At 38.9% G+C, this 25225-nt stretch carries 17 protein-coding genes; 6 read left to right on the top strand and 11 right to left on the bottom strand.

Annotated features, from left to right (window positions below; genetic code table 11):
• Positions 1–70 precede the first annotated feature (70 nt).
• The gene (locus HNP77_RS00085) at positions 71–1444 is read left to right on the top strand and encodes a citrate/2-methylcitrate synthase (RefSeq protein ID WP_184651125.1); all 1374 of its coding nucleotides are present in this window, start codon (positions 71–73) and stop codon (positions 1442–1444) included.
• Positions 1445–1601: 157 nt separating this feature from the next.
• Here HNP77_RS00085 and HNP77_RS00080 read toward each other — a convergent pair whose 3' ends face one another.
• The 9 genes from HNP77_RS00080 to HNP77_RS00040 form a co-directional block, all read right to left on the bottom strand.
• Positions 1602–2441, bottom strand: coding sequence for an alpha/beta hydrolase (locus HNP77_RS00080; protein WP_184651124.1), 840 nt, complete (start codon positions 2439–2441; stop codon positions 1602–1604).
• Positions 2442–2542: 101 nt separating this feature from the next.
• Positions 2543–5011, bottom strand: a complete 2469-nt coding sequence (locus tag HNP77_RS00075; protein WP_184651123.1) for a glycoside hydrolase family 94 protein — start codon at positions 5009–5011, stop codon at positions 2543–2545.
• A 56-nt stretch (positions 5012–5067) separates the two neighbouring features.
• Positions 5068–7422 carry a glycoside hydrolase family 95 protein gene (locus HNP77_RS00070; RefSeq protein WP_184651122.1) on the bottom strand — a complete coding sequence of 785 codons (2355 nt, stop codon included), beginning with the start codon at positions 7420–7422 and terminating at the stop codon, positions 5068–5070.
• Entirely contained in the window at positions 7412–9553 is a 2142-nt protein-coding gene (locus HNP77_RS00065) for a beta-glucosidase family protein (protein ID WP_184651121.1), read from the bottom strand. The genes HNP77_RS00070 and HNP77_RS00065 overlap by 11 nt, the downstream gene beginning before the upstream one ends.
• Positions 9554–9571: 18 nt before the next feature.
• On the bottom strand, positions 9572–10678 hold the full coding sequence (locus HNP77_RS00060) for a glycoside hydrolase family 5 protein (RefSeq protein WP_184651120.1): 1107 nt from the start codon (positions 10676–10678) through the stop codon (positions 9572–9574).
• A 51-nt stretch (positions 10679–10729) separates the two neighbouring features.
• Positions 10730–12082 carry a glycoside hydrolase family 5 protein gene (locus HNP77_RS00055; protein ID WP_184651119.1) on the bottom strand — a complete coding sequence of 451 codons (1353 nt, stop codon included), beginning with the start codon at positions 12080–12082 and terminating at the stop codon, positions 10730–10732.
• Positions 12083–12113: 31 nt separating this feature from the next.
• Positions 12114–13457 carry a glycoside hydrolase family 5 protein gene (locus tag HNP77_RS00050; RefSeq protein WP_184651118.1) on the bottom strand — a complete coding sequence of 448 codons (1344 nt, stop codon included), beginning with the start codon at positions 13455–13457 and terminating at the stop codon, positions 12114–12116.
• Between the two features lie 8 nt (positions 13458–13465).
• Positions 13466–14614, bottom strand: coding sequence for a glycoside hydrolase family 5 protein (locus HNP77_RS00045; protein WP_184651117.1), 1149 nt, complete (start codon positions 14612–14614; stop codon positions 13466–13468).
• Positions 14615–14713: 99 nt separating this feature from the next.
• Positions 14714–17644 carry a glycoside hydrolase family 3 protein gene (locus HNP77_RS00040; RefSeq protein WP_184651116.1) on the bottom strand — a complete coding sequence of 977 codons (2931 nt, stop codon included), beginning with the start codon at positions 17642–17644 and terminating at the stop codon, positions 14714–14716.
• 112 nt (positions 17645–17756) lie between these two features.
• Between HNP77_RS00040 and HNP77_RS00035 the strand changes: the two genes are divergently transcribed.
• From HNP77_RS00035 to HNP77_RS00025, 3 genes are all read left to right on the top strand, one after another.
• The gene (locus HNP77_RS00035; RefSeq protein WP_184651115.1) at positions 17757–19076 is read left to right on the top strand and encodes a hypothetical protein; all 1320 of its coding nucleotides are present in this window, start codon (positions 17757–17759) and stop codon (positions 19074–19076) included.
• A gap of 167 nt (positions 19077–19243) precedes the next feature.
• Positions 19244–21340, top strand: coding sequence for an elongation factor G (fusA, locus tag HNP77_RS00030; protein WP_184651114.1), 2097 nt, complete (start codon positions 19244–19246; stop codon positions 21338–21340).
• Between the two features lie 384 nt (positions 21341–21724).
• Entirely contained in the window at positions 21725–22399 is a 675-nt protein-coding gene (locus tag HNP77_RS00025; protein WP_184651113.1) for an ATPase domain-containing protein, read from the top strand.
• A 141-nt stretch (positions 22400–22540) separates the two neighbouring features.
• Here HNP77_RS00025 and HNP77_RS00020 read toward each other — a convergent pair whose 3' ends face one another.
• Complete coding sequence (locus HNP77_RS00020; protein ID WP_184651112.1) at positions 22541–22891, bottom strand: heavy-metal-associated domain-containing protein; 351 nt, start codon at positions 22889–22891, stop codon at positions 22541–22543.
• A 126-nt stretch (positions 22892–23017) separates the two neighbouring features.
• On the opposite strand from HNP77_RS00020, the gene HNP77_RS00015 reads away from it, so the two are divergent.
• Both HNP77_RS00015 and HNP77_RS00010 read left to right on the top strand, forming a co-directional pair.
• A complete protein-coding gene (locus HNP77_RS00015) occupies positions 23018–23791 on the top strand; it encodes an Rpn family recombination-promoting nuclease/putative transposase (RefSeq protein ID WP_343042518.1) in 774 nt (257 codons plus the stop codon).
• 174 nt (positions 23792–23965) lie between these two features.
• Positions 23966–24508: a hypothetical protein gene (locus tag HNP77_RS00010; RefSeq protein ID WP_184651110.1), complete on the top strand. Its 543-nt coding sequence runs from the start codon at positions 23966–23968 to the stop codon at positions 24506–24508.
• Positions 24509–24562: 54 nt separating this feature from the next.
• On the opposite strand, the gene HNP77_RS00005 is transcribed toward HNP77_RS00010, so the two are convergent.
• The coding region (locus HNP77_RS00005) for an IS3 family transposase (protein ID WP_184651109.1) at positions 24563–25225 on the bottom strand (663 nt) is incomplete at its 5' end.

Here is a 25225-nt window from a genome sequence, read left to right as displayed (position 1 = left end):
CCCATAATTTGTATAATTATAGAAATTTTTATTCAAAGATTCGCATAAATATGCAAAAGTGAGGTATGCCATGGCAAATGAAATTAACCTTGACAACAAGTTCATAGAAAAGCTGACCAGAATTGCACAGCTTGATGATCAGATAGATCCTTCACTTTATGAAAAATACGACGTAAAAAGCGGTCTCCGTTATGCAGACGGACGCGGAGTTCTTGTAGGCCTTACAAGAATCGGTGACGTAGTGGGTTATGAAATTGAACCGGACGGCTCTAAAAAAGCTGTTCCTGGACGCCTCATTTACCGCGGTTATAATGTAGAAGACATCGTACAGGATACAGAAAGAACAAAAAGCTTTGGCTTTGAGCAGTGTGCCTACCTCCTTCTTTTCGGAGAACTTCCAACACAGAGCCAGCTTGATGAATTTACTACATATCTCGGAGCAATAAGATCACTTCCTCCTAACTTTACGGAAGACATTATCATGAAGGCCCCGTCTGCCGACATCATGAATAAAATTGCCAGCGGAGTTCTTGCCTCTTATTCCTTTGATCCTGATCCGGAAAACCGTGACGTAGCAAATGTTCTCCGCCAGTGCGTTGAACTTATTTCCCGCTTCAGTTCTCTTGCAGCCTATGCTTATCAGGCAAAGCGCCGCTATGTTGACGGCAAGAGTATGTACATTCATAATCCAGATCCAAAACTTGGAATTGCAGAAAATCTTCTTCAGCTTATCCGCAATGACAAAAAATATACCAGACTTGAAGCAGAACTTCTTGATCTTGCACTTATCCTCCATGCAGAACATGGTGGCGGTAACAACTCTTCCCTTACCATCCACGTTGTTTCTTCTGCAGATACAGATACTTACTCTGCAATTGCAGCAGCCCTTGGTTCTCTTAAAGGACGCCGTCATGGTGGAGCAAACATTCGCGTTATGGAAATGATGGACGATATAAAGGCTCATGTAAAAGACTGGAGCAATGAAAAAGAAATTGCTGATTACCTTAGGAAAATCTGCCGCAAGGAAGCCTTTGACCACACCGGACTTATTTACGGACAGGGACATGCGGTTTATACAATCAGTGATCCGAGGGCAAAACTTCTCCGTGATAAGGCAGAACTTCTTGCAAAAGAAAAAGGCTGCATGGAAGAGTTTAATCTTTACAAAACCATCGAACGCATTGTACCGGACATCATCTGTGAAGTTCACGGAAACAAAAAACGCATCTGTACAAACGTAGACTTCTATTCAGGATTCGTATATACAATGCTTAACATTCCTAGAGAACTGTTCACTCCGCTTTTTGCAATTGCCCGTATTGCAGGCTGGAGCGCACACCGCATAGAAGAGATTGTTGCAGGAAGAAGAATTTACCGTCCTGCATACAAGAACGTACAGGGAGAACGCCCTTACATAAAAATGGAAGACAGAGTAGAAGTATAAAATATTTTTATTTCAGTGCTTTCATTCCAAAAATAAAACAAGCCTGTTTCAAACAGTGATAAACTTTTGAAACAGGCCTCTTTTTTTTAAAGTGAAAATATAAGTACTGCACCAGTACAGACAAGTGCGATTACAATTAAAGTCAGTATGTTATTTTTCAAAGCGTTTCCATCCATGCTGCAAACAGTTCAGGCCATATCTGACACTCTTTCTGAATGCCGGCAGGATTGGTACCGTTATTCCAGGTGGTTTCTTTTGTTGCAAGCGAAAGCCCATGACCGCCTCTCCTGAACACATGATACTCCACCGGCACGTTGTTTTTTCGGCAGGCCTGTGCAAACAGCATTGAGTTTTCAAGAGGTACGCAGCCATCTTCATAGGTATGCCACATAAATACAGGAGGAACATTTTCTGTTACAAGCTCCTCAAGCTGAACATCTTTTACAGAGTATTTTTTTGTACAGCCCAGGACATTTTCAATTGAACCTTTATGGGCAAACTCACTGGCAGTAATAACCGGATAACTCAAAAGAAGTGCGTTCGGTTTTAACACTTCCTTTGAATATGGAATATATTCCTTCAGAAGTTCTCTGTTCCAGTAAACCCCCAGACTTGCAGCAAGATGACCGCCGGCACTGAAACCGGCAACTATGATTCTGTCAGGATCCACATTCCATTCTTCGGCATGAGAACGCACACAGTTCATTGCTTCACACAAATCTAAAAGACTTGCAGGAAACTCCATCGGCTTAAGGGAATACCACAAGGTTACTGCATGAAATCCCAGGGAATTCATTTTAAGGGCAACAGCCTCACCTTCTCTGGTAGAAAGCATTTCATAGGCACCGCCAGGACAGATTAAAACAAGAGGACGTTTTCTTCCTTCTGAAAATTCTTCGAAATTATCAAGTATGTAAGTTTTTATATACGGAACAAAATTATTATTCTCGAGCTTTCCACGATAATTTACAGGCAGTTCTATAGTTTCATGCAGCATTTTTTCCTCGCTAACAGTGCAGGCTTTAAAATGCATCTGCACATGGTAAAAAAGGGACCTTCTGTTTTATTCAGAAAGTCCCCCTTATTATATAAAATTTATCAGCCTACAGTAACATCAAGTGATACTTTAGAAACTCCAGGCTTAACTTTTACAAGTGTTCCTTCTACATCAGCACCATCCGCAGTAATCTTTACGCTTCCGGTATTGTTGATGTTCTTTACATTGATTACATATTCTACTCCGCGGAATTTTCTTGTAATCACTGCAGTTTTTACATGCGAAGGAAGGCGCGGTTCAACTGTAAGTCCGTCATAAGAAGGACGTACACCTGAAATATACTGACTTAATGCAAGCATATTCCATGCGGCAGTTCCCGTAAGCCAGCTGTTCTTTGCTTCTCCAAAGCGGCGGGCTTCTTTACCTGCAACCATCTGTGAATAAACATAAGGTTCAGTTCTGTGAACTTCACTGAATTCTTCAACATAAGCAGGAGCAATTTTCTTATAATGTGCAAAGGCATCGTCTGCCCTGTTATTAACAATTTCTCCGATTATAACCCACGGATTGTTATGGCAGAAAATTCCTCCGTTTTCTTTATATCCAGGCGGGTATGAAGAAACTTCACCAAGCTCTACATGATAGTCCTGATATGCAGGAGAAAGAATTACGATACCGTACTGTGAATCAAGATACTTTTTTACTGAATCCAGTGATTTTTCAGGATAGCCTTTATCTTTACCGATTTTAGCCATAGTTCCGAAGCCCTGGGTTTCAATGTAAATTTTTCCGTTCTCACATTCCTTTGAACCGATTTTATTACCGGCATCATCATAAGCACGGATATACCACTCACCATCCCATCCTGTTTTACAGATCTGCTCTTCCATCTGACGGGCAGCTTCTTCCGCAAACTTTGCTTCTTCTTCATCTCCCTGAATGCGGCACATTGCGGCATAGTCAGGAGTTACATAAACAAACATCTGGGCAATCATTACTGATTCTGCATTTTTACCTTCCTTGTTTGTACAGGTCTGGAAAGAATCATTAGGATTTGTAGAGAAACAGTTAAGGTTAAGACAGTCATTCCAGTCTGCACGACCGATTAATGGAAGTCCGTGAGGTCCCTTGTGATTTGTTATGTAACGGTATGATCTCTTAAGATGTTCAAAAAGGGTTGCAGTATTCTTTTCATTATTGTCAAAAGGTACCTGCTGATTAAGGAAATCTACATCACCGGTTTCACGTATATAACCGCCCACACCAAGAACAAGCCAGAGAGGATCATCATTAAAGTTTGAACCAATATCTGCATTTCCGCGTTTTGTAAGAGGCTGGAACTGATGATATGCACTTCCGTCTTCAAACTGAGTTGAAGCAACATCAAAAAGACGTTCACGGATTCTTTCTTTAGGAAGCTGATGAACTGCCCCAAGCATATCCTGAGAAGTATCACGGAATCCTATTCCACGACCGATACCGCTTTCAAAATAAGAAGCACTGCGGGCAAAGTTATAGGTTACTACACACTGATACTGATTCCACAAAGCCATGCGGTCAAGTTTTTCGTCTCCAGTCTTGAGGGTAAAGTTGCTGAGAGTCATATCCCAGTATTTTCTCAAAGTTTCGTATTCAGCAAGAACTTTTTCTTTTGAATCAAAACGTTTCTGGATTTCATAAGCTTTTTCTTTATTGATGATTCCGCCGGCAGTATTTGTACGAAGGAGTTTGTCAGAAGCTTTTTCGCTGCTCCATTTTTTTTCTACCGGATTTTCAACATAACCGAGAATGAAAACAAATGACTTCTCTTCTCCCGGTTTAAGTTCAACATTGATTCTGTGGCTTGCAACCGGAGACCAGCCGTCTGCTACAGAATTTCTGCTTTTTCCTTCAACAACAGTCTGAGGTTTGTCATAACCGTTGTAAAGGCCGAGGAAACTTTCTCTGTCTGAATCAAATCCGTCAACAGGAACATTTACGCTGTAAAAACTGAAGTGATTGCGGCGCTCGCGATATTCTGTCTTATGATAGATAACGCTTCCTTCGATTTCTACTTCACCGGTAGAAAAATTGCGCTGGAAATTCGTACAGTCATCCTGTGCATTATAAAGACACCATTCAACATAGGATACGAGACTTATTTTTTTATCTGCCTTGCCTTCATTCTTCAGAGTAACAAGTTCTACTTCGCAGTTAACTCCATTAGGAACCATATAGAGAACTTCTGCACGCAAATTGTTTTTTGAAGAATTAAGTTTTGTATATCCAAAACCATGACGGCACTCATAAGAATCAAGTTCTGTTTTACACGGCTGCCATCCGGGATTCCAGATTACATCACCGTCTTTTATATAAAAATATCTTCCGTTTGTATCAAGCGGAACATCATTATAGCGATAACGAGTAATACGTCTGAGGCGTGCATCTGTATAAAATGCATAACCGCCAGCAGTATTAGAAATCAATGAAAAAAACTTTTCATTTCCCAGGTAATTGATCCACGGATACGGTGTACGGGGAGTTGAGATTACATATTCTCTTGCTCCGTCATCAAAGTTTCCGAACTTCATAAGTTTCCTCCTTTTATAGACCTTTTTTAATTATATGCGGTTCCCTAATCTTAATATTATATTAAAAAAGAATCTAATAAAATTACACCATCTTCACCAAAATTACAGATTTTTTTTCTATTTTTATAAAAAATTGACATATTTCCGCTGCCTTTTGTCTTTATTAAGGCTTTTTTAAGTTTTCCTTCCTGCCATTCAATATCCACGGAATGACCTCCCCTTACTTTCAGCCCCCGTACATAGCCGCTGCTCCAGCTTTCCGGAAGACAGGGCAAAAGCTCTATATAAGTATTCTCCCCGTCATAGCAGGAACCGCTTTGAACCAGCATCTCTGCAACAGCCGCCGTACCTCCAAAGTTTCCGTCAATCTGATAAGGCGGACATACATTAAAAAGATTTTTATAAGTCAGTTTATTAAAAAGCACATTCAGGTATTTTTCTGCTTCAGCAGGTTTCTTCATTCGTGCAAAAAGACACACAGTCCATGCACAGCTCCAGCCGGTATGGCCTCCTCCGTTAGAAAGTCTTTCTGTCAGACTTTTTAAGGCAGCAGTCTTGAATTCTTCATCTTTATTTTCAAAAAGAATATGACCGGGATACATTCCAAACAGATGGGAAACATGACGGTGACCTTTTTCTGCTTCTTCAAAATCTTCGTCCCATTCCCTGAGCCTGCCGTCTCCGGTAAGTTTATACGGAAACAGTTTCTTTAATGCTTCCGATACCTGTGAGGCAAATTCTTTATCACAGCAAAGAATTTCACACACCGTAATAAACTGAGTAAAGAGTTCACGGGTGATTGACATATCCATCGTGCCTGCTTTTGAAATACAGCATTTCTGTTTTGTCTGAGGATCTAAAAAATTATTTTCAGGACTGATTGAAGGATTCGTAACCAGAGTACCGTCTGATTCCTTCTGCAGAAAATCCATTAAAAATTCAACTGCACCTTTTAAAACCGGAAACATTTCTACAAGAAAATCTTTATCCATTGTATGAATATAATGTTCCCAAATATGAGTACACAGCCATGCTCCGCCAAAAGGCCACAGCGCCCACTCTGAACTTCCTCCAGCAGGACTTGCCTTTCTCCATAAATCACAGTTATGATTTGCAGCCCATCCCCTGCAGCCCCATCTTTTTTCTGCAACATCCCGACCGGTAACAGAAAGTTCCTTCAGTAATTCAAACAAAGGAAGATGACACTCACTAAGATTGCAGGACTCGGCAGGCCAGTAATTCATTTCTAAGTTTATGTTTGTCGTATAATTGCAGTTCCAGGCTGGACGGATATCCTGATTCCAGATTCCCTGAAGATTCGCAGGCTGAGTATTTTTTCTTGAGCAGGATATCATAAGATAACGTCCAAACTGAAAAAACAGCGGCGCAAGTTCTTTGGAAAAAACAGGAGAAGATTTATCAGAAAGTTTTTTTAATGCAAGATTTCCGTCTGTTCCTTCAAGATAAAATTCAACTCTGTTAAAGAGATTACTGAAATCCAGACAGTGCTCCCTTAGTATGTTTTCATAAGATACTGCACAGGCTTTTTCATCCATTGAATAACACAGTACGGCACTGTTCTTTCCGTTAGTACCAGGTTCATTCAAAAACCCGTTAAAAGAAGTTGCAGCTGTAAGAATGATTAATACGCTTTCTGCATTTTTTACTTTCAATTTTTTTGAATCATAAGTCAGCTCATAATTTTTTCCTGACGGCAGGATACTTATGCAGGAAGTAAAAGTCATTCCTTTTTTTTCATCATAAACAACCGGCGGTTCATCCGGTCCAAAAACATTCGGCCCTGACACAGGAGCCTTTCCCTTCAGCACAAGAGTTTTTTTTACATCATCCTCTCTGACTGAAACCTCATGCTTCAGCAATGAAGAAACTTCTGCATTAAAACTTACAGAATCTTTTTCTGAACATTCAATTTTCATCACTATTGCATCAAGGGGATGACTTGCAAAAACCGTACGGGTATATACGGCACTTTTATTCTTATTACCTTCTGAAGGAATTGAATAAGAAACAGTACAGACAGCTTTTTCTAAATCCAGTTTACGCAAATAGTTTTCTGCCCTTTCATGACACTCAGGAAACTCAAGAAACAAATCTCCCATAGGTTCATAAAAACTGCTCCAGGGTCCGAGAAGTTTTTCATCAGCAGTTTTCTGTGCCTGAGAATATTTTTTTTGATTAACAAAAGAGCGGACTTCAGATACGGCATCAAGAAAACAATCCTTCTCTTTTTTTTCAGGTCCGCCGCTCCATAAGGTATCTTCATTAAACTGAATGCGTTCTCTCCGAGGCAATCCAAATACCATACAGCCCAGCCTTCCGTTTCCCAAAGGAAGTGCAGAAGTCCATTCCTCTGCCGGCCGGGAAAATTTCAGTTCAAGTTTATTTTTCATAGAATCCTTCAGAAAGTTCAACAGACGACTTAAGGCGAATATCCTTTACGGAACTGCCTGCCATAATTTCATACTTTCCGCTGTCGGTAATCCAGCACTGCCGGTTTTCATCAAAGCGGGCAAAATCTTTTTTATGTATTTCAAAAACAACTCTTTTTGTTTCTCCTGCCTCAAGTTCAATTTTCTTAAAGGCCTTCAGTTCTTTTATGCTTCTTTCTGTTTTTGGATTAACAGGAGACAGATATATCTGAACAGTTTCTTTTCCATATCTTGCGCCTGTATTTTTAACATTAAGGACAGCCTTAATCCTCTGGGAATCCATCTGAATGACATTCAGATCCGAATACTCAAAATCCGTATATGAAAGTCCATGACCAAAACAAAATTCTGATTCCTTTCTGAAAGTTTCAAAATATCTGTATCCGACAAATATTCCTTCACGATAATGAACAGTCTTTACATCTCCCGTAACATCTCCCGGAAAATCTCCAGCAGAATGAGCAGGACAATCTGCCAGCTGTTTCAGAATCGTATACGGAAGTTTGCCGGATGGATTCACTTTGCCGAAAATAACTTCTGCCAGCGCACGACCGCCTTCCATACCGTTATAAGTCGTCTGAATCAATGCAGCCGTGCTGTTTATCCACCTGCTCATATCCACGGCATTACCACTGAAAATTACAGTAACAGTATCTGGCCTCAGTTTTAAAAGCTCACACAGAAGAACATCCTGACCATAAGGAAGAGTAAGGTCATCCCTGTCGAAACCTTCACTGTCAATGCGGCATGGTTCATCATCTTTAGAAACACCGATGGCATTAGTTCCCATCTGAAACTTAGGATTATAATGAGCACATCCTCCCACATATATTACTGCATCACACTCCTGCGCAAGTTTAAGGGCACTGGCTCTTAAGTCATCAGCTTTTGCTGAATCCGGACTGTACCCCCTTTCATACTTTACGCTGATGTTTCCCCCTGCAGCCATAGTTATTCCAAGTAACGGCGTAATCTCATACAGGGATTTTATTTCTGCACTTCCCCCGGCATGGGACTGAAGGATATCTGCATTTTCTCCGATAACGGCAATTGTTTTTATTTCTTTCTTATTCAGTGGAAGGATTTTCTTTCCGCTGCAATTCTGATTCTTTAAAAGAATTACTGATTCCCGGGCAATATCAAGAGCAGCTTTCTGATGTTCCGGCGTATTAAAGCATCCCTCCTTTCTTTCCGAACTGAATATATGAATCTTATCCATAAGCCCTAAGATTCTTGCAACTTTATCATCAATTATTTTTTCATCGACATGACCGCTCTTTACTTCTTCCATGAGAGGACGTGCAAAACAGTAATTATCAAAATCGTATGTAACGTTCATATCAATATCGAGACCGGCCTCTGCAGCTCCTTTTGAATCATGAACGGCTCCCCAGTCACTGACAACAACTCCGTCAAAATGCCAGTCACTTTTTAAAATCTGAGTCAGAAGCCTTTTATTTGCACTGCAATGCAGACCTTCCCATCTGTTATATGCACACATAAAAGCATAAGCATCACCTTCCTCAACAGCAGCTTTAAATGCCGGAAAATAAATTTCATGCAGAGCCCTTTCACTTACTTCAACATTTACTTCCAGACGTTCAGTTTCCTGATTATTAACTGCAAAATGCTTAACACAAACAGATACATCATTTTCCTGAACGCCTCTTATGTAAGGTACGCAGATTTTTGATACAAGAAAAGGATCTTCACTCATGTATTCAAAATTTCTTCCGCATAATGGAGAACGCATTATGTTTATTCCGGGACCGAGAATCATATCCTTACCTCTTCCCCGTGCTTCTTCACCTAAAACCTGTCCGCATCTGTAAGAAAGTTCCGGATTCCATGTAGAAGCAAGAGCAGTTCCTGACGGCAGATAACTTACAAAATCATCTGTATATCCATAAGGAACCCAGCTTGCATCAGGAAACTCATTGCGGACTCCAAGGGGACCGTCACTAAAACGCAGGGGAGGAATTTTTTTTCTTTCAACACCTTCAGTTCTGAAAAGCCCTGCCCCGTGAATCATCTTTATTTTTTCTTCAAGCGTAAGATCATTTATAATTTCTCTGATTTCTTTATCGTTCATTTTATGATTTCCCTCACTCTATTTTAGCATTTCTGCATAGATACTTCTAAATCCAAAAGGAAACTTTCTGTTTACATATTTTCCGTTTTCCCACAATACAGGAACGACTGAAAACTCATGACAGATTTTACGGACACTTTTTAACCAGAGAACTGTACTGGAAAAATCTTTTGTGTCTATACATCCATATTCTCCGATTACGACAGGTATTCCCTTATCAATATAATTCAATTTAAGTTTTTCAAATTTAGATTTAAGTTCTGCAAAATCTGAATCATTTCCCCATGTATCTGAATACCACCACTGATTTTCTTTATCCATAGAGATAGTAAAAGAACTTGGCGTGTAATAATGAACACTAAGCATAAGACGGTCTGCAGCTGTATCAGACGGCATTTTAAAACGGCTGTCACAGCTTGCATCAATGTCTGTCCAGTAACCTGAAATCATCAGTTTCCTGTCAGAATTCTTTCTTCCGCTTGAACGCACGACATCAACAAAAGCCTGATTCATTGCATTAAGCTGAACATAGCTTTCATCACTCCATCCGTCAAAACCGACTTCATTCATTGCTTCAAAAATAAGATTATGATTTACATCGCCAAAGTTATCAGCAATCTGCATCCATACTTTTTTATACCGGTCAAGGCGCTGTTCAAAAGGAACATCCTTATTCTGAATCCAGCTGGTTCTGCTTGAGCCTCCGTCATGATGAAGATTTATAATCACATACATCTTTTCCTGAATAATCCAATCTACAACTTCAGATACACGGGACATCCATTTTTCTTCTATAACATAATCATCAGAAAGGCTCATGTGTTCAGCCCATGTAACAGGAAGGCGTATCGTTTTAAATCCGGAAGCTTTCAGAAACTTTATGTAATCTCTGGTTATAACGGGATTTCCCCAGCCTGTTTCATCCGTTCCATTGCCATCTTTATCTGTAATAACATCAAGGGTATTGCCGATATTAATTCCATCACCCATCACTTCGGCAGTTTCTGCAGGAAAACTTTTAACTGAAGCACAGCCTGCAAAACAGACTGCCGTTACCATAAAAAATAAAAACCGGCACTTTATCATGGAATTACCATAACATCTGATGCCGGTTTCTTTAATCATATAAATTGATAGAAATTTCTGTAATTTTTTTACTATGACAATTCCGCCTTTTCAATCTTCTGCAGCAGAAACTACAGCTTTTACCAGATCTGTACAGTGCGAATAAACTGCACCGGTACTTCTATTGAACAATCCTGAAGATTCTGCACCGCTACCGGAAGAACCATTATCCCAGATTACAGGAACAAGACCGTGTTTTCTTGCAGAACTAATCATGTATTCCATATACGCCTGCCTGTAAGTTTCAAATCCAGACTGATATGTAGCGCCGCATTCTCCGATAACAACAGGAATATCATTATCAACAAATTTTTCCTTTAATTTTTGAAACGTTGCATCAATGTCGTCTTCCTGCCCCCACGCAGATACAGTATAACCGGCAGAAGAAGCAGATTTTCCCCAGTAGCCGACGCTTGCATTTAAAGTAAAATCTGTCGGATCATAAAAATGAACTGCGACCATAATCTTATTTTCGAGTACGTCAGAAGGTTTTTCAAATGCAGCAGCAGTAAGGTCTGGATTAGTAACATATCCCGGACATGAAATATAATTTGCTGCACCTGCATTTCTGATTGCATAGACACAGACCTGATTCCAGCTGTTTAATATTTCATACTGTTTCGTGGATGAATTATTTCTGTTTTCACCCCAGCCCCAGCCTCCGTCATGAATCTCATTCATTGTTTCAAAAATCAAATAATCTTCTGTTCCCTTAAATTTTGATGCAATCTGATACCACATTGCATAAAGCTGTTCTTTTATTGCAGTATCCTTTTCTTCATTATAAACACCGGCATTATATACACCGTCAGAAACAATTACACCTGCTGCATCTTTTATTGAAAGCCAGTTTGCACTGTCAGCCCCGTCATGATGAATATTTATTATAGCTTTCAGACCGGCATTTTTTGCATAACAGGCAACTTCATAAACACGATTAAGCCATGAAGACTCAATTGTATATTCAGGAGCAGAACCTGTGTGTCCCAGCCATGTTACAGGAATTCTGACGGTTTTAAAACCTGATGCTGCAACTGCATCAAATAAAGTCTGTGTTATAACAGGATTTCCCCATGCTGTTTCTGAACTGACACCGTTACTGTAAGCATCAAGAGCATTACCCAGATTCCATCCGATTTTCATGTCATCTGCAAAAGATTTTAAGGTCTCTGCCGTAACGCTGGCAGAAGCATTAAACGTATACGTAAAATTTTCATTATAGTCAGCATCAGTTTCATTCCCAGTTTCGTCTGAATTATTATTACTGTCAGTATTATCTTTATCTTCAGAAGTTTCCTGCTTTGTATCTTCAGGACTTTTATTTTCAGAAGAACTTCCACCTGATGAGCAGGATGCCGTTAATAAAACTAAAACTCCGCAGAACACGCATAAAATCTTTTTCATAAAAACCTCCAGAACTTTTCTTCACATACTGTCAGGGCATCGTAGCAAAATCCTGCTTAATTTCTCCAGGCATTATTCCACTGCACATAAGCATCTTCTTTATTAAACTCGGGAAATACCATGTAAGACGAGTCCTGCTGAAATATCCGTGCTGTTCGCTTCCATTTTCCTGAATACCGTATGCACCGTTATCCCAAAGCACACACGGCATTCCATAAGACTTCCATGCAGTCGAAGTAAAAGTCTCAAACCACAAAATTCTATCGTCAATATTGCCTTTATTAGAACAGCTCATTTCTCCTACAATAACGGGAATTCCCCTGTTCTTTACAAAGTCCCTGTAAACGCCCGTAAATATTGAATCTATAAAAGAAACATCATCAGATGTAAAACGTCTGTGTTCTGTTCCATCATACATTGCAAAACCATAAGGTGAATAAGCATGAACAGAAAGTATGAGCCTCTTTTCTTCAATAACATCTGCCGGCAAAACAAAATCTCTTAAAAAATCTGCACTGGCCTGCATTCCGGGAATCATTACAAAACGCTTTTCATTTCCGTCAACAGAACGGATGGCTTTTAATGCTTCACTCTCATACTTCTCAAGAATCTTCATTGCCTTAATGCATTCTGCACAGTCAGAAGGAAGCCACCATTCATGATCAGTTCCAGCCTGTCTGGGTTCATTCATTATTTCAAAAATCAGACGTTCATCATAAGAAGCAAACTCCCTGGAAATCTGCTTCCATACCTGCGTTAAAAATTTTACTGACTCAGCCTCTGCCCTTTCATCAAGACAGTATCCTGTAAGTTTACGTCCGTTGTATGCAGTTGAATCATATCCATAAGAACGTACGGCATTTACATCACCATTCCAGTATGTAGTTTCATAACTGAGGTTATCATGATGAGTATTAAGAATAACATACATTCCGTCATCATATGCATAATCAACAACTTCCTTTACGCGGGCCATCCATTCAGAATCTATTTTCATTGTAGAAGAATCTGAAATGTGATTATGCCATGTTACCGGAATACGAATTATATCAAACCCGGCTTTATGAACAGCCTGAATCATTTCTTTCGTTGTCTTCGGCTGTCCCCAGCAGGTTTCACTTTCAAGCCCCTGGCCGTAAGCAGAATCAGAATCATTAAAAGCATCAAGAGTATTTCCAAGATTCCATCCCGCCCCAAGTCCGGAAACAAATTTTCCGGCTTCAGACTGAGCCCGTTTAGCTTTCTGTACGAGAACTTTTTTTGAACTTACTTTTAAGTCATCATAGTCAGCATTCTTATTCTGAGAAGATTTTTCTGCACAAATCTGAGCGCACACCAGACCTGCAATACATACTGCCGCAATCACCTTTTTCATATATTACCTCACTGTCTGGCAAAGATTGTATATAATTCCGGATAAGATGAATTAAACTTACACTTGTATCTGTCATACCAGGGATAGGCACACTGAATGTCCCAGACCATAGGACACATCTGACCGTTAAGCCGGCACAAATCTACAAAATTCTGAAGGAACTTATCCCAGCCGTCTTTTACATGAGGAGCAATAGTATCACTTTCACAGGTAGAGAATTCTCCAAACACGACAGGAACACCTGCAGAAGTAAACTTTTCCATCTTTGCAAGCTGAGTTTCCATCAGAGCGTAATCTTCTTCGCTACCCCAGTCCCACTGAACGGATCCCCAGTCAGCATCTTCCCACATTCCGCAGTAAGTCCACGGAGTATAATAGTGAACTGAAAGCATGAGATGATTTTCTATTGTATCAGAAGGCATCTTAAAGCGGCTGTCACAGGTTTTATCAATATCCGTATTTATCCCGGCTATTAAAAGAACACGTCTGTCGTTGTTTCCGCCGGATGAACGAATCAAATCAACAAAAGTCTGGTTTATATCTACATTTGAAACTTCATACTGCCAGTCAGAATTTCCCTTGAGTTCCTCATTGGCATTTTCAAAAATAAGCTTTTCCGGATAATCCTTATAATGTTCAGCAATCTGAGTCCACAGTGAAGAATAAATTTCTGCAGCAGTTTCTCTTTCTTCTTCATTATCAGAATAAAAATCTTCCCACCAGTTACCGTCCCAGTGAATGTTTATTATGCAGTACATGTCACTGGCAAGGACATAAGAAACTATTTCATCAACACGATTCATCCATGCAGATGTAATCTTGTAATTGCCTTTATTCTTATTAACACTCGTAACTCCATTCGTATACCATGCTACCGGAACTCTGACACTGTCAAATCCACAGTTTTTAACCCCCTGAAGCATTTTATAAGTAGTAACAGGCGCCCCCCATGCAGTTTCTCCGCCGGTTGCTTCAAGGGTATTTCCTAAATTCCAGCCGTTCCCCATTTCTTTTACGGCATCCGTTGCTGTAATATCAGTAAAGGTCATATCAAAATCTACAGTATCCGCAGAAGATGTCAGCTGCTTCATCTCTCCGCAGGAAAAAAAAGCAGGTATAAGCATTCCCATTAACAATCTTAAACATCTGTTTTTCATGTAATACCTTCATTAACAAGTTCTCAGTGTGAATGCTAAAGTCATAATCCGTAAAAAAAAACATGAGAATTTTCAATAAAAAACTTTTTTTATTTGCAATCACTTTCTTTCATTAAATTTAAACCAGTGAATTCCTGCATCACCCTCTATTTCAAAAACAATATCATTAACCTCTTCCATAAAAAATATTTCAGAACAAATTTCAGTCCAGATTCTTCTTCTTTTTTTTCCTGGTACGGCACAGACATCTCCGGTATTCGGCAGAGAAATACGACTCAAAAGTTTAGTGTTTCTTCCGCGCTGCCAGATATTTAAGTAACATGCTGCAGAAGATGAAATACAGGCTCTGAACTCATAGCACCCCTTTTTAAATAAAACATTTCTATAAACAATGCTGCATTTTTTTTCGGAAGAAAATACGGCAGGTATGTCATGACCGCGTCTTTCATCCAGAATATAAGAAAAAGCTTCATTAAAATTCCACGCCCAGACTTTTCTGGCAAAATTACGATACTTTATCTTTTCTTCATCATGATCAGGTACCACGTCAGCTTCAAAAATCATCTGTCCATCTTCACATGAGTTTCCTACAGTCAGTACGGCCCGTCCTTTCTGTACAATCATTTCCTCAAGTTCCACGTCATAGACAGAAAAATCAGCATAATCCACCTTAAAAGAGATTCTTCTTTTTTCTCCCGGATGCAGAATAATCTTTTCAAAACCACAGAGTTTTTTTTCAGCAAATTCTATGCGGCAGTTTTTTTCATGAATATAAAGCTGAGGAACAAAAGCAGCTTTCATATTTCCTGTATTTTCTGCATCAAAAGAAACTTCCATTCCGGCAGAATCAATTTTATCAGACGATATTTTTCCATTAGTGTAACTGACATCTGAATAAGAAAGACCATAACCAAACGGAAATAAAACATTTCCGTCAAAATATCTGTAAGTCTGTCTGGAACCAATTACATCATAATCATCCAGAGATGCAGTCTGTCTTTCATCTTTATACCATGACAATGTTAAGTGTCCTGAAGGGCTTACCTGTCCGCACAGCACGGCAGCAATACCATTCCCCTGCTCCTGAAGACCATGAGCACACCATAAAACACTTTTACACAAAGCAGCTTCTTCTTCCATTGCGTAAGGATAAGAAGAAACTACAAGCAGTACTATCTGTTTATTTTTTTCATGAACCTTTTTTAAAATATATGACATTCTTTCTGGCATTTTCAAAGACGGTCTATCTACTTCTTCCTTGCCGTTGATTACAGGATTGTTACCGCATATATACAGAACTTCATCACACTCAGAAGCAGACGCACAGGCTTTTTCTATTCCGTCACTCACTGTTTTAACGATAAAAATTTCTGAACTTTCAGAAGAGTCTTCGCTTCCGTCTGCAATTATTTCAGAACCATTACATCTGACAGAAGTTGAATTCCATGAGCGTATATAATATTCATTTTTATTTCCTGAAGGAATAAAATTAAAGAGACTGGAAACAAACCAGCTTAGAAGCTTTTCTGCAGAACATTCAAGACGACCATTACCGCCGTTTTTTCTGAATGCTTCAATTTCATCCAGATCAGGCTGATGATCAGAAGGCATATCATCAACAGTCTGAAGCCAGCAATGGAAATCTTCATTAAACAAAGTTACTGCTCCAAATCCCCAGTCTTCCATTTTAAAATCAGCAGGCTTTTCTCCTTTTCTTCCAGCTTTAAGAATTCTGCTTTCATCAAGAACAAGAGGTCTTCCATCTTCTGTATAAAGATTTATTCTGTCATCAGAATCACAGAAAAGAATTTCACCGTCATAATCTCTTTTCAAGGCATCCAGGACAGAAACGGAATAAGGCATTTTTCCTGAATACCAGTCTTCATAAACACGATCTGCCATATTTCCGATAACTGCAATTTTTTTCTTTGGCTTCAGGGGAAGAAGTTTTTCTCCGTCGCCACTTTTTTCATTTTTTAAAAGTACTACAGATTCTGCACATGACTGAAATGCAAGTTCTGCTGAAGATTGCATGCAGATACATTCCTTTCCGATATCATCAAAAACACATCCGTTTTCATCAAACATCCCCAGTTTCATTCTTACCCTGAGGATATTCCTTACATGCTCATCAAGTTCTTTCTCTGAAATCATTCCTTTATCAAGTGCAGATTTTATGGTACTGCAGACAAGTTCAGGATTATCAGTCATTGCATCTGCTCCATTTCTAAATGCAGCCTGCAACGTTTTTTCATGACTTTCATAATAATGATGAAGTTCTACATTCTGAGAAAAATCTCCTCCGTCGCAGACAGCATGTCCTCTTTTTCCAAGTCCGCATTTTTCTATTATGATTTTTTTTAACATGGGATTCTGTATCATAGGAATTCCATTAACACTGTTATATGAAGTCATAACTGAATAGGGAGCAGCCTTTTTAAAAACTCTCTCAAAGGGCTCTAAAAAATATTCATGCATATTTCTTGGAGTTACCGAACATGAACATGTGCATCTGTCCTTTTCATTATTATTTGCGAAAAAATGTTTTGGAGCACATGTAGCTTTTACCCTGCCGTCTGTTTCTGCCTGACATCCCCTAATAATTGAAGATGCAAGTTCTCCGGTCAAATAGGGATCTTCTCCATAACCTTCTTCCGTTCTCCCCCACATAGGATTACGTTCCATATCTATTGTAGGAAACCATAGACACAATCCGCCTTTTCTGTCATGAGTATTATAAAAAGCCCTTGCTTCCAGAGAAATGATACTTCCTATTTTTTCTAAAAGCTCCCTGTTCCATGTAGAAGCCAGAGCAATAGTCTGAGGAAAAGTTGTTGAACATTCTTCCCTGCTTACAAAACCATGGGCACCTTCTCCTCCTATTCCATATTCAGAAATTCCCAGACGTTCAACAGCCTGATTCCAGGTTGGAATAAAACCTGTTTTTTCCTCAACTGTAAGTCTGTCCATCAAATCATCAAGCCGCTTTTCATCATCAAGATTTTTATCATTAAATTTGAACCTGCACATAATTTCTTTTTACAATGCCGGTTTTGATTTTACAATATAAAAATTTATACAAAATCATTATTTTTTTTATTGAATTGTGTAGTTTTTGAAAATTCAGTTCAAATATATATATGTGAGATTACATGATTATTTTTTACCTGCAGTATTTTTTATTTTTACACAGAACACATTTCCACAGCCAAAAGTTTTCCAGAACCTTAACATTTGGTCTGGCCTTTCTGCTTCTAAAACTGTGAACTCTGATGAAATAAAAATAAAGTATGACTCAGGAGTAAGACTGAACACCAGCCTGCTTGACCTGACGTTATCTACCGGTAACACTGATTTTCAGAAATGCCGGTATGGAACTCAAGTTCACCTGAATACAAAATGTTTTCCATTTAATACAGAAATATTTGCAGGGACACTAAAATACTCTGCAGCCCGCTCTCGACTGAAATCACCTCTTCCCCAGTCTCTTTCTCCATTAAAAAGTGCCCTTCTGCTGCCACAGGGGACTTCTCCTGCCCTTCCAGGTTTTACAGGAAGCCCTGCAGATTTTTCTGCAGCAGTCACAATAGAGCCCGGCGTAAAAACAAAATACTTTCCGGAAGTTCAGGCAGCAGTAATTCCGGAAAAAGAATTATTTTTCAACATAAACAAAACTTTTTCACTGCCCCATACCGGTTCTCTTGAAACAGGATTTACCGGAGGAATTTTTAAGCACGGACAGAAAACAACCTCTCAGTGGTATTTCAAAAAACTACCATATAAATACGATTTTTATTCAGCAGGAGAACTTCTTTTTAATTTTACCGCTCCTGTCTGGAGAAGTTCTGCAGCCTGCGCTTTTTACGAAAATCCCTTCGGAGGAATCAGGTCATCATTAAGACTGACAAATTCCCTGCTGCTGGAAAACTTCACTTTGAATACAGTTATCTTTTTAGCCGATGCTGATTTAATAAGTGCCGGCGGATTAATGCCGCACACTGAATTTCAGCTTAAAATAAATCCTCAGTACAAAGTGTATCTGAAACACTGCTGGTTCAATTCAGGAATTGTAGTTGAAAAAACTTTCCCGGAAATGAAAAAACTGTCCTCTTTCTCCTTATTCGAAGCAAACCTGAAATGTGCCATAATCTGCTACTTAAAAAAAATCAGCACCGGCTTTTATTTTACCCCGGGACAGTCATACCGGCTGACCGCCGGTATTCCCATATCCAGGATAAAAAATTCTTTTTCCTTTCAATATAAAACCGCAGGAAGCCGGCAAAAATTTTCCATAAGCCATTCCTTAAAATCTCCCCTTCCTTTTATTTCTTCTTCAGGATTTTCTGCTGACTTTGAAAAATCTGATGGAGATAAAACAAAATTCTCTTCATACATTCAGTTTGCCTTTTCCTCTAAAAGAATAAAGTATTCCGGCAAACTTTCCCTGACCCTGAACCTGTAATTCATTCCATGAAAAAAATTATTTTTTTAGTATTTTTTCATTTCCTTGAAAATCTTTGAATTATTTACTTTTCTTTTCCAACTTTACGAAAACGGTTGAATTTAAGCGCATTTTTCTATATAATTCGTCAAATTACTATCGCAAACTTTTTTAGAGAGGTAAACAATATGGCTTTTGATATTACTAAAGTACGTAATATCGGTATCAGTGCCCACATTGACTCTGGTAAGACAACAACTTCAGAACGTATTTTGTTCTACTGTAACAAGATTCACCAGATTCACGAAGTACGTGGTAAGGACGGTGTCGGTGCTGTAATGGATAACATGGACCTGGAACGTGAACGCGGTATCACAATTCAGTCAGCTGCTACACAGGTTCAGTGGAAGGACATCACAATCAACCTTATCGACACTCCAGGTCACGTAGACTTCACAGTAGAAGTTGAACGCTCACTCCGCGTTCTTGACGGTGCTATTATGATTCTTTGTGCCGTTGCAGGTGTTCAGTCTCAGTCTATCACTGTAGACCGCCAGCTTAAGCGTTATCATGTACCACGCGTTGCATTCGTCAACAAATGTGACCGCCAGGGTGCTAATCCTATCCGTGTTTGCGGACAGCTCCGTGAAAAACTCGGTCTTAACTCACACATGATGGAACTTCCTATCGGTCTTGAAGATAAACTTGAAGGTGTAGTTGACCTTGTTTCAATGAAAGCAGTTTACTTCGACGGTCCAAACGGAGAAGAACTCCGCTATGCAGAAATCCCTGCACACCTTGCAGATGATGCTAAAAAATACCGTGAAGAACTTCTTGATGCAGCTTCTAACTTTGATGATGAACTTATGGAACTTATCCTTGAGAACGGATATGACAACATTCCTGAAGACAAGCTCATCGCTGCTATCCGTAAGGGAACTCTTGCTGAACAGTTTGTAGGTGTATTCCTCGGTTCAGCTCACGTAAACAAAGGTATCCAGCCGCTTCTCGATGCAGTAGAGCGCTACCTTCCAAATCCAACTGAAGTTCACAACTACGGTCTTGACCGTGATAACAACGAAGCTGAAGTTGAGCTCTTCAACGTTGAAAACAAACCATGTGTTGCTCTTGCATTCAAACTCGATGACGGTCAGTTCGGACAGCTCACATATGTCCGCATCTATCAGGGTAAAATCTGTAAGGGTGATGAACTCTTCAACGTACGTGCACAGAAAAAGTTCAAGGTTGGTCGTATTGTCCGCATGAACTCTGCTTCAATGGAAGATATTAACGAAGGTATGCCTGGTGACATCATCGCCCTCTTCGGTATTGACTGTGCTTCAGGTGATACATTCTGTGGCGGCGGACTTAACATTGCCATGACTTCTATGTACGTTCCAAACCCTGTTATTTCTCAGGCTATTACTCCTAAGAACAAGCAGGATGCTGCTAACATGGCTAAAGCTCTTAACCGCTTTACAAAAGAAGACCCTACATTCCAGACCTACGTTGATCCTGAATCAAATCAGACAATCATCAAGGGTATGGGTGAACTTCACCTTGAAGTATACGTTGAACGCATGAAGCGTGAATACAAATGTGAAGTAGAAGTTTCTCAGCCAGAAGTAGCTTACCGCGAGTCAATTACAGCTCGTGCAGACTTCAACTACACACACAAAAAGCAGACTGGTGGTTCAGGACAGTACGGTCGTGTTGCCGGATTTATGGAACCAATCGCTGATAAAGATTACGAATTCGTTGACTCAATCAAGGGTGGTGCTATTCCTAACGAATACATTCCTTCTTGTGACAAGGGATTCAGGAGAGCTATGGAAAAGGGTTCACTTATCGGTGCTCCTGTAGTAGGTGTTCGCTGCACTATCAACGATGGTCAGTATCACCCTGTAGACTCTTCAGATATCGCTTTCCAGACTGCAGCTATCGGTGCATTCCGTGAAGGTTATGCAAAAGCTAAGCCGGCAATTCTTGAACCAATCATGAAAGTTCAGATTGCAGGTCCTACAGAATTCCAGGGTAACATGTTTGGTCTTATCAACCAGCGCCGTGGTGTTATCATTGATTCAACTGATGAAAACGGAACATCTACAGTTAACGCTGAAGTACCGCTTTCAGAAATGTTCGGATTCTCTACAATTCTCCGCTCTTCAACACAGGGTAAGGCAGAATTCACAATGGAATTCGAAAAATATGCAAAAGTTCCTAATAATGTTTCTGAAACACTCATCAAACAGTATCAGGAAAAGAGAAAGGCTGAACAGAAATAATCTTTACTGATTAGATAATTCAGTTTTTACAGGCCGGCTTGAGGAGCAGTTCTTCTTAAGCCGGCTTTTTTATTGAAGATTTATTACAAAAACCGAAAAACGGCGCTGTCAAGGCTTTAAGCGTAAGCGTGCCTTGACTCGACGTATTGAAGGTTTATTACAAAACCGAAAAACGGCGCTGTCAAGGCTTTTAGCGTTAGCGTGCCTTGACTCGACTATTTAATTTGTATTTTAAGAAGAACCGTGTTAAACTTATCAGTAAGAGAATCTCTAAAGGCTTTTAGTTTTTAGAGATTGCCGAAAGTTAAAAACTTATGTTACCGGCAGCGAGCAGTCCGTTCATCCGGTGATAGTTAAAATCACAAAAACAAGGAGAAACTAATTATGGCAAAGCAGGAATTATTTGAAAAAAGTCCGGTTCGTGCATTTGATGCAGTTACAAACGGAGGCCTTAAAGCCGGAGAACTTGGCCTTATAACTGCAAAAAAAGGTCTTGGAAAAACAGCTGTTCTTGTTCAGTTTGGAATGGACACACTGCTTAACGGTAAACAGCTCGTACATGTTTCTTTTGACCAGCATTCATCTAACGTAATCGTATGGTATGACGGCATTCTTAATGAAATCTCAAAGAAAAAAACAATCTCTGCAGAAGCAAAAGACCAGATTGTACGCAACAGAACAATCCTTAACTTCAATCAGGATAACTTTAACCTTGAGAAAGTTGTAAACACCCTTAATGCCCTTAAGGCTGGAGGAATTGCCGTATCAGGTGTTGTTATTGACGGAGTTGACTTTGCAAAGGCAAAAGAAGCAGACATTCAGGCTGTAGCAAGCTATGCAAAAGCAACAAAAACAAAGGTATGGATTTCTTCTACTGTAGAAGGAGATAAACTTGAAGAACAGGCTCCTAAAGCAATTCTTCCTTACTTTGCAGGAGTAATTCATCTTTATTCAAAAGCTTCTACTACCCTCATGTCCATTCTTAAAATGGGCAAACTGACTAATGTTGAAGCAAGCCTCAAACTTGATCCAAAAACACTTCTTATTACTGCAAAATAATAAGGACATAAAAAATGCACCTCTAAAACTGAACTTTATTTGTCCAGCTTTGATATGTACCCCTTTTACTTTTGTCCAGTAAAAGGGGTACATATCACTTTAGGGGTGCACTTCATTTTTCACTTCAGGACAGTCCTTTTTTTATTCAGACACACTGTAACCGCATTTTTCTACTGCAGCCTTAATCACTTCATCATCAACCTTACGGTCACAGGATATATCTGCACGGCCTTTTTTTAGATTCACTTTTGCAAGAACCCCTTCTATTTCATTAAGAGCATTCTGTGCCCTTATCCTGCAGTTATCACATTTCATTCCCTTTATGATAAAACTCTTTTTAAGAATTACAGGTCCATTAAGTTTTTTCTGAACTATTATTGAACCGCCGCCGCCACCGCAGCATCCTCCCTCACCCTTAAAATGAGACAGTCCGCTTTTTACGGCAAATATTACAATTACAGCAAGCACAGCACATATAACATAAGTTCCCATCTTTTTATCTCCTGAAAACCAATATACCCGTGCCCGTTGAATTTTACAATAAAACTTAACCTTATTGAGAAAGGTTTATTGTCAGAAAGCAGGAGTACTACCCCCGCTATAACAGGGGGATGACCAATAAGTTCAAAAAATGTCTTTTTCGGGCCCGCCCCGAAAATCTATTTAATTACAATACGTCGAGTCAAGGCAGACGGTGAGCTTCATGAACAGGAACGAGATGTTTCTAAAATCTGGAAGAATGGGGAAATCCGTATTTCTATTCTAGGTTTTGAAAATCAGACAAGACAGGATTCTGATATGCCGTTACGTATTATTAGCTATGACGGTGCATCATACAAACAGGAGTTTCTGGATAAATCAAATACAAAAAGATATCCTGTCGCAACTCTTGTTTTATATTTTGGAACTGATTCAAAATGGACTGCTCCAAAGTCTTTATATGAATGTTTTGATGTTCCAAAAGAATTAAAACCGTTCGTAAGTGATTATAAAATTAACGTATTTGATATTGCCTGGCTTGACGATGAAACAATAAGTCTATTTAAGAGCGATTTTAAATTTGTTGCTAAGTATTTTCAGACAAAACGTTTGAACAAAGATTACATACCTACAAGCGGGGAACTCCTGCATGCAGATTCATTAATGAAATTGTTTACTGCATTAACAGGTGACAATTCTTTTGAAACGGCTTATGATGAAGGTAACTTCAAGAATAAAGGAGGTGTTACTATGTGCGATGTTGTAGAGAGAATTGAGAACAGAGGAAAAGCTGATATCATCCGAAAGATGCTTGATGCAAAAGCATTAACTGTTGAACAGATTGCAGATATTTTAAAACTTCCTGTTGAAGAAGTTAAGAAAATTACACAGATGGTTCCTGTTTTGAATTAAAACAAGAGTGAAGATAGATAACATCAACTTTCTGCATTATATTTTAATCAGATTGGAGAACACGTTATTTTGTGTTTCTTACGAGAGCGGCGTTGCGACGGCGCTCTTTTTTTATGCTAAGTCATACATAAAAAATCAATGTAAACTATAAAATAAAACAGACTTATGTAAAATTTGACTTTATTTAAAAATGACGATACGCTTGAAATAATCTATAAATTATTTCAAGCGTATTCATATTTTTTCCATCAAAATAAAACAGAAATTACATCAACTGTAACTTCTGACACAGATAAAGTTCCATCTTGTGCAGCTGTAAGTACTGCGTTAGCAGGAAAACTTAATACTAGTTCAAAAGCTTCAGGAATCGATGATGATAACAAAAACAATGATGACATTATTCCGTCAGTTAAAGCAGTTGCTGATTATGTTAATAATAATATATCAGGTGCAACGGACTTTGCTGCAGTAAAAGATGCGAATGCTACTACTGTAAGTATAACTAATGACACAAATGGACTTTGTGCTGTAAGAATTACAAAAATGTCTGATGGTACTACACAATATCAAAGTAGTAGTTTTGCTGCAGGAAGACCATCAAATCAAAAAACTGCTTTTGTATTTAATATTGAAACATCAGCACATTACATGATTGAAGCTTGGACTTATAACAGTAGTGCTAACAAACTTATTCCTACAGCTGTAAAGTTTATTTAAAATAAAGAGGACTGCTTTTGATATGTACCCATAATTCTGGACACATATTATGAACTAGGAAGAAGGAATGGATGCTTCCCTGAATTTTACAGGAGGCATCCATTTTGTTTTAACCTGAATTCTCTTGTTGTTATAATAATCTATATATTCATCAATGGCATCTGAAAATTCATAAAAAGATTTAAAATCTTTTTCATGTCCATAATACAACTCATTTTTTAATCTTCCAAAAAATGTTTCCATAATGCAGTTATCATAGCAGTTGCCTTTCCGGGACATGGATTGAATAATTCCATGATCAGACAAGGCTGTCCTGAAGGCTCTATGTTGATACTGCCATCCCTGATCAGAATGAAAAATAAGCCCATCGACTTTTGAAAATTTATCAAAAGCTTTATTTAACATTCTTTTTATCTGATTCATATTTGGACTTAATGATAAATCATAAGCGATAATTTCATTTGAATACATATCAAGAATGGGAGAAAGATAGCATTTACCCCAAGAAAAACTAAATTGGGATATATCAGTTGTCCATTTTTGAAAAGGTGCAGTTGCATTAAAATCTCTGTTAATTATATTCTCAGCTACTTTACCAACTTTTCCTTTGTAAGAATGATACTTTTCTTTTGCTCTTTTTCCCATTAAATTCATAGTATGCATAATTCTTTGTACACGTTTATGATTTACAACTCTTCCACGGTTAATTAATTCCCT

The sequence above is a fragment of the Treponema rectale genome (assembly GCF_014202035.1).
In the GTDB taxonomy this organism is placed as follows: Bacteria; Spirochaetota; Spirochaetia; order Treponematales; family Treponemataceae; genus Treponema_D; species Treponema_D rectale.
Note: the sequence above shows the minus strand (reverse complement) of the source record. Positions and strands in the feature narration are given on the sequence as shown.

Bases quoted from the DNA above. Each gene is read 5' to 3' on its own strand.
- HNP77_RS00085 (WP_184651125.1), top strand. From the start codon at position 71: ATGGCAAATGAAATTAACCTTGACAACAAGTTCATAGAAAAGCTGACC.
- HNP77_RS00080 (WP_184651124.1), bottom strand. From the start codon at position 2,441: ATGCTGCATGAAACTATAGAACTGCCTGTAAATTATCGTGGAAAGCTC.
- HNP77_RS00075 (WP_184651123.1), bottom strand. From the start codon at position 5,011: ATGAAGTTCGGAAACTTTGATGACGGAGCAAGAGAATATGTAATCTCA.
- HNP77_RS00070 (WP_184651122.1), bottom strand. From the start codon at position 7,422: ATGAAAAATAAACTTGAACTGAAATTTTCCCGGCCGGCAGAGGAATGG.
- HNP77_RS00065 (WP_184651121.1), bottom strand. From the start codon at position 9,553: ATGAACGATAAAGAAATCAGAGAAATTATAAATGATCTTACGCTTGAA.
- HNP77_RS00060 (WP_184651120.1), bottom strand. From the start codon at position 10,678: ATGATTAAAGAAACCGGCATCAGATGTTATGGTAATTCCATGATAAAG.
- HNP77_RS00055 (WP_184651119.1), bottom strand. From the start codon at position 12,082: ATGAAAAAGATTTTATGCGTGTTCTGCGGAGTTTTAGTTTTATTAACG.
- HNP77_RS00050 (WP_184651118.1), bottom strand. From the start codon at position 13,457: ATGAAAAAGGTGATTGCGGCAGTATGTATTGCAGGTCTGGTGTGCGCT.
- HNP77_RS00045 (WP_184651117.1), bottom strand. From the start codon at position 14,614: ATGAAAAACAGATGTTTAAGATTGTTAATGGGAATGCTTATACCTGCT.
- HNP77_RS00040 (WP_184651116.1), bottom strand. From the start codon at position 17,644: ATGTGCAGGTTCAAATTTAATGATAAAAATCTTGATGATGAAAAGCGG.
- fusA (WP_184651114.1), top strand. From the start codon at position 19,244: ATGGCTTTTGATATTACTAAAGTACGTAATATCGGTATCAGTGCCCAC.
- HNP77_RS00025 (WP_184651113.1), top strand. From the start codon at position 21,725: ATGGCAAAGCAGGAATTATTTGAAAAAAGTCCGGTTCGTGCATTTGAT.
- HNP77_RS00020 (WP_184651112.1), bottom strand. From the start codon at position 22,891: ATGGGAACTTATGTTATATGTGCTGTGCTTGCTGTAATTGTAATATTT.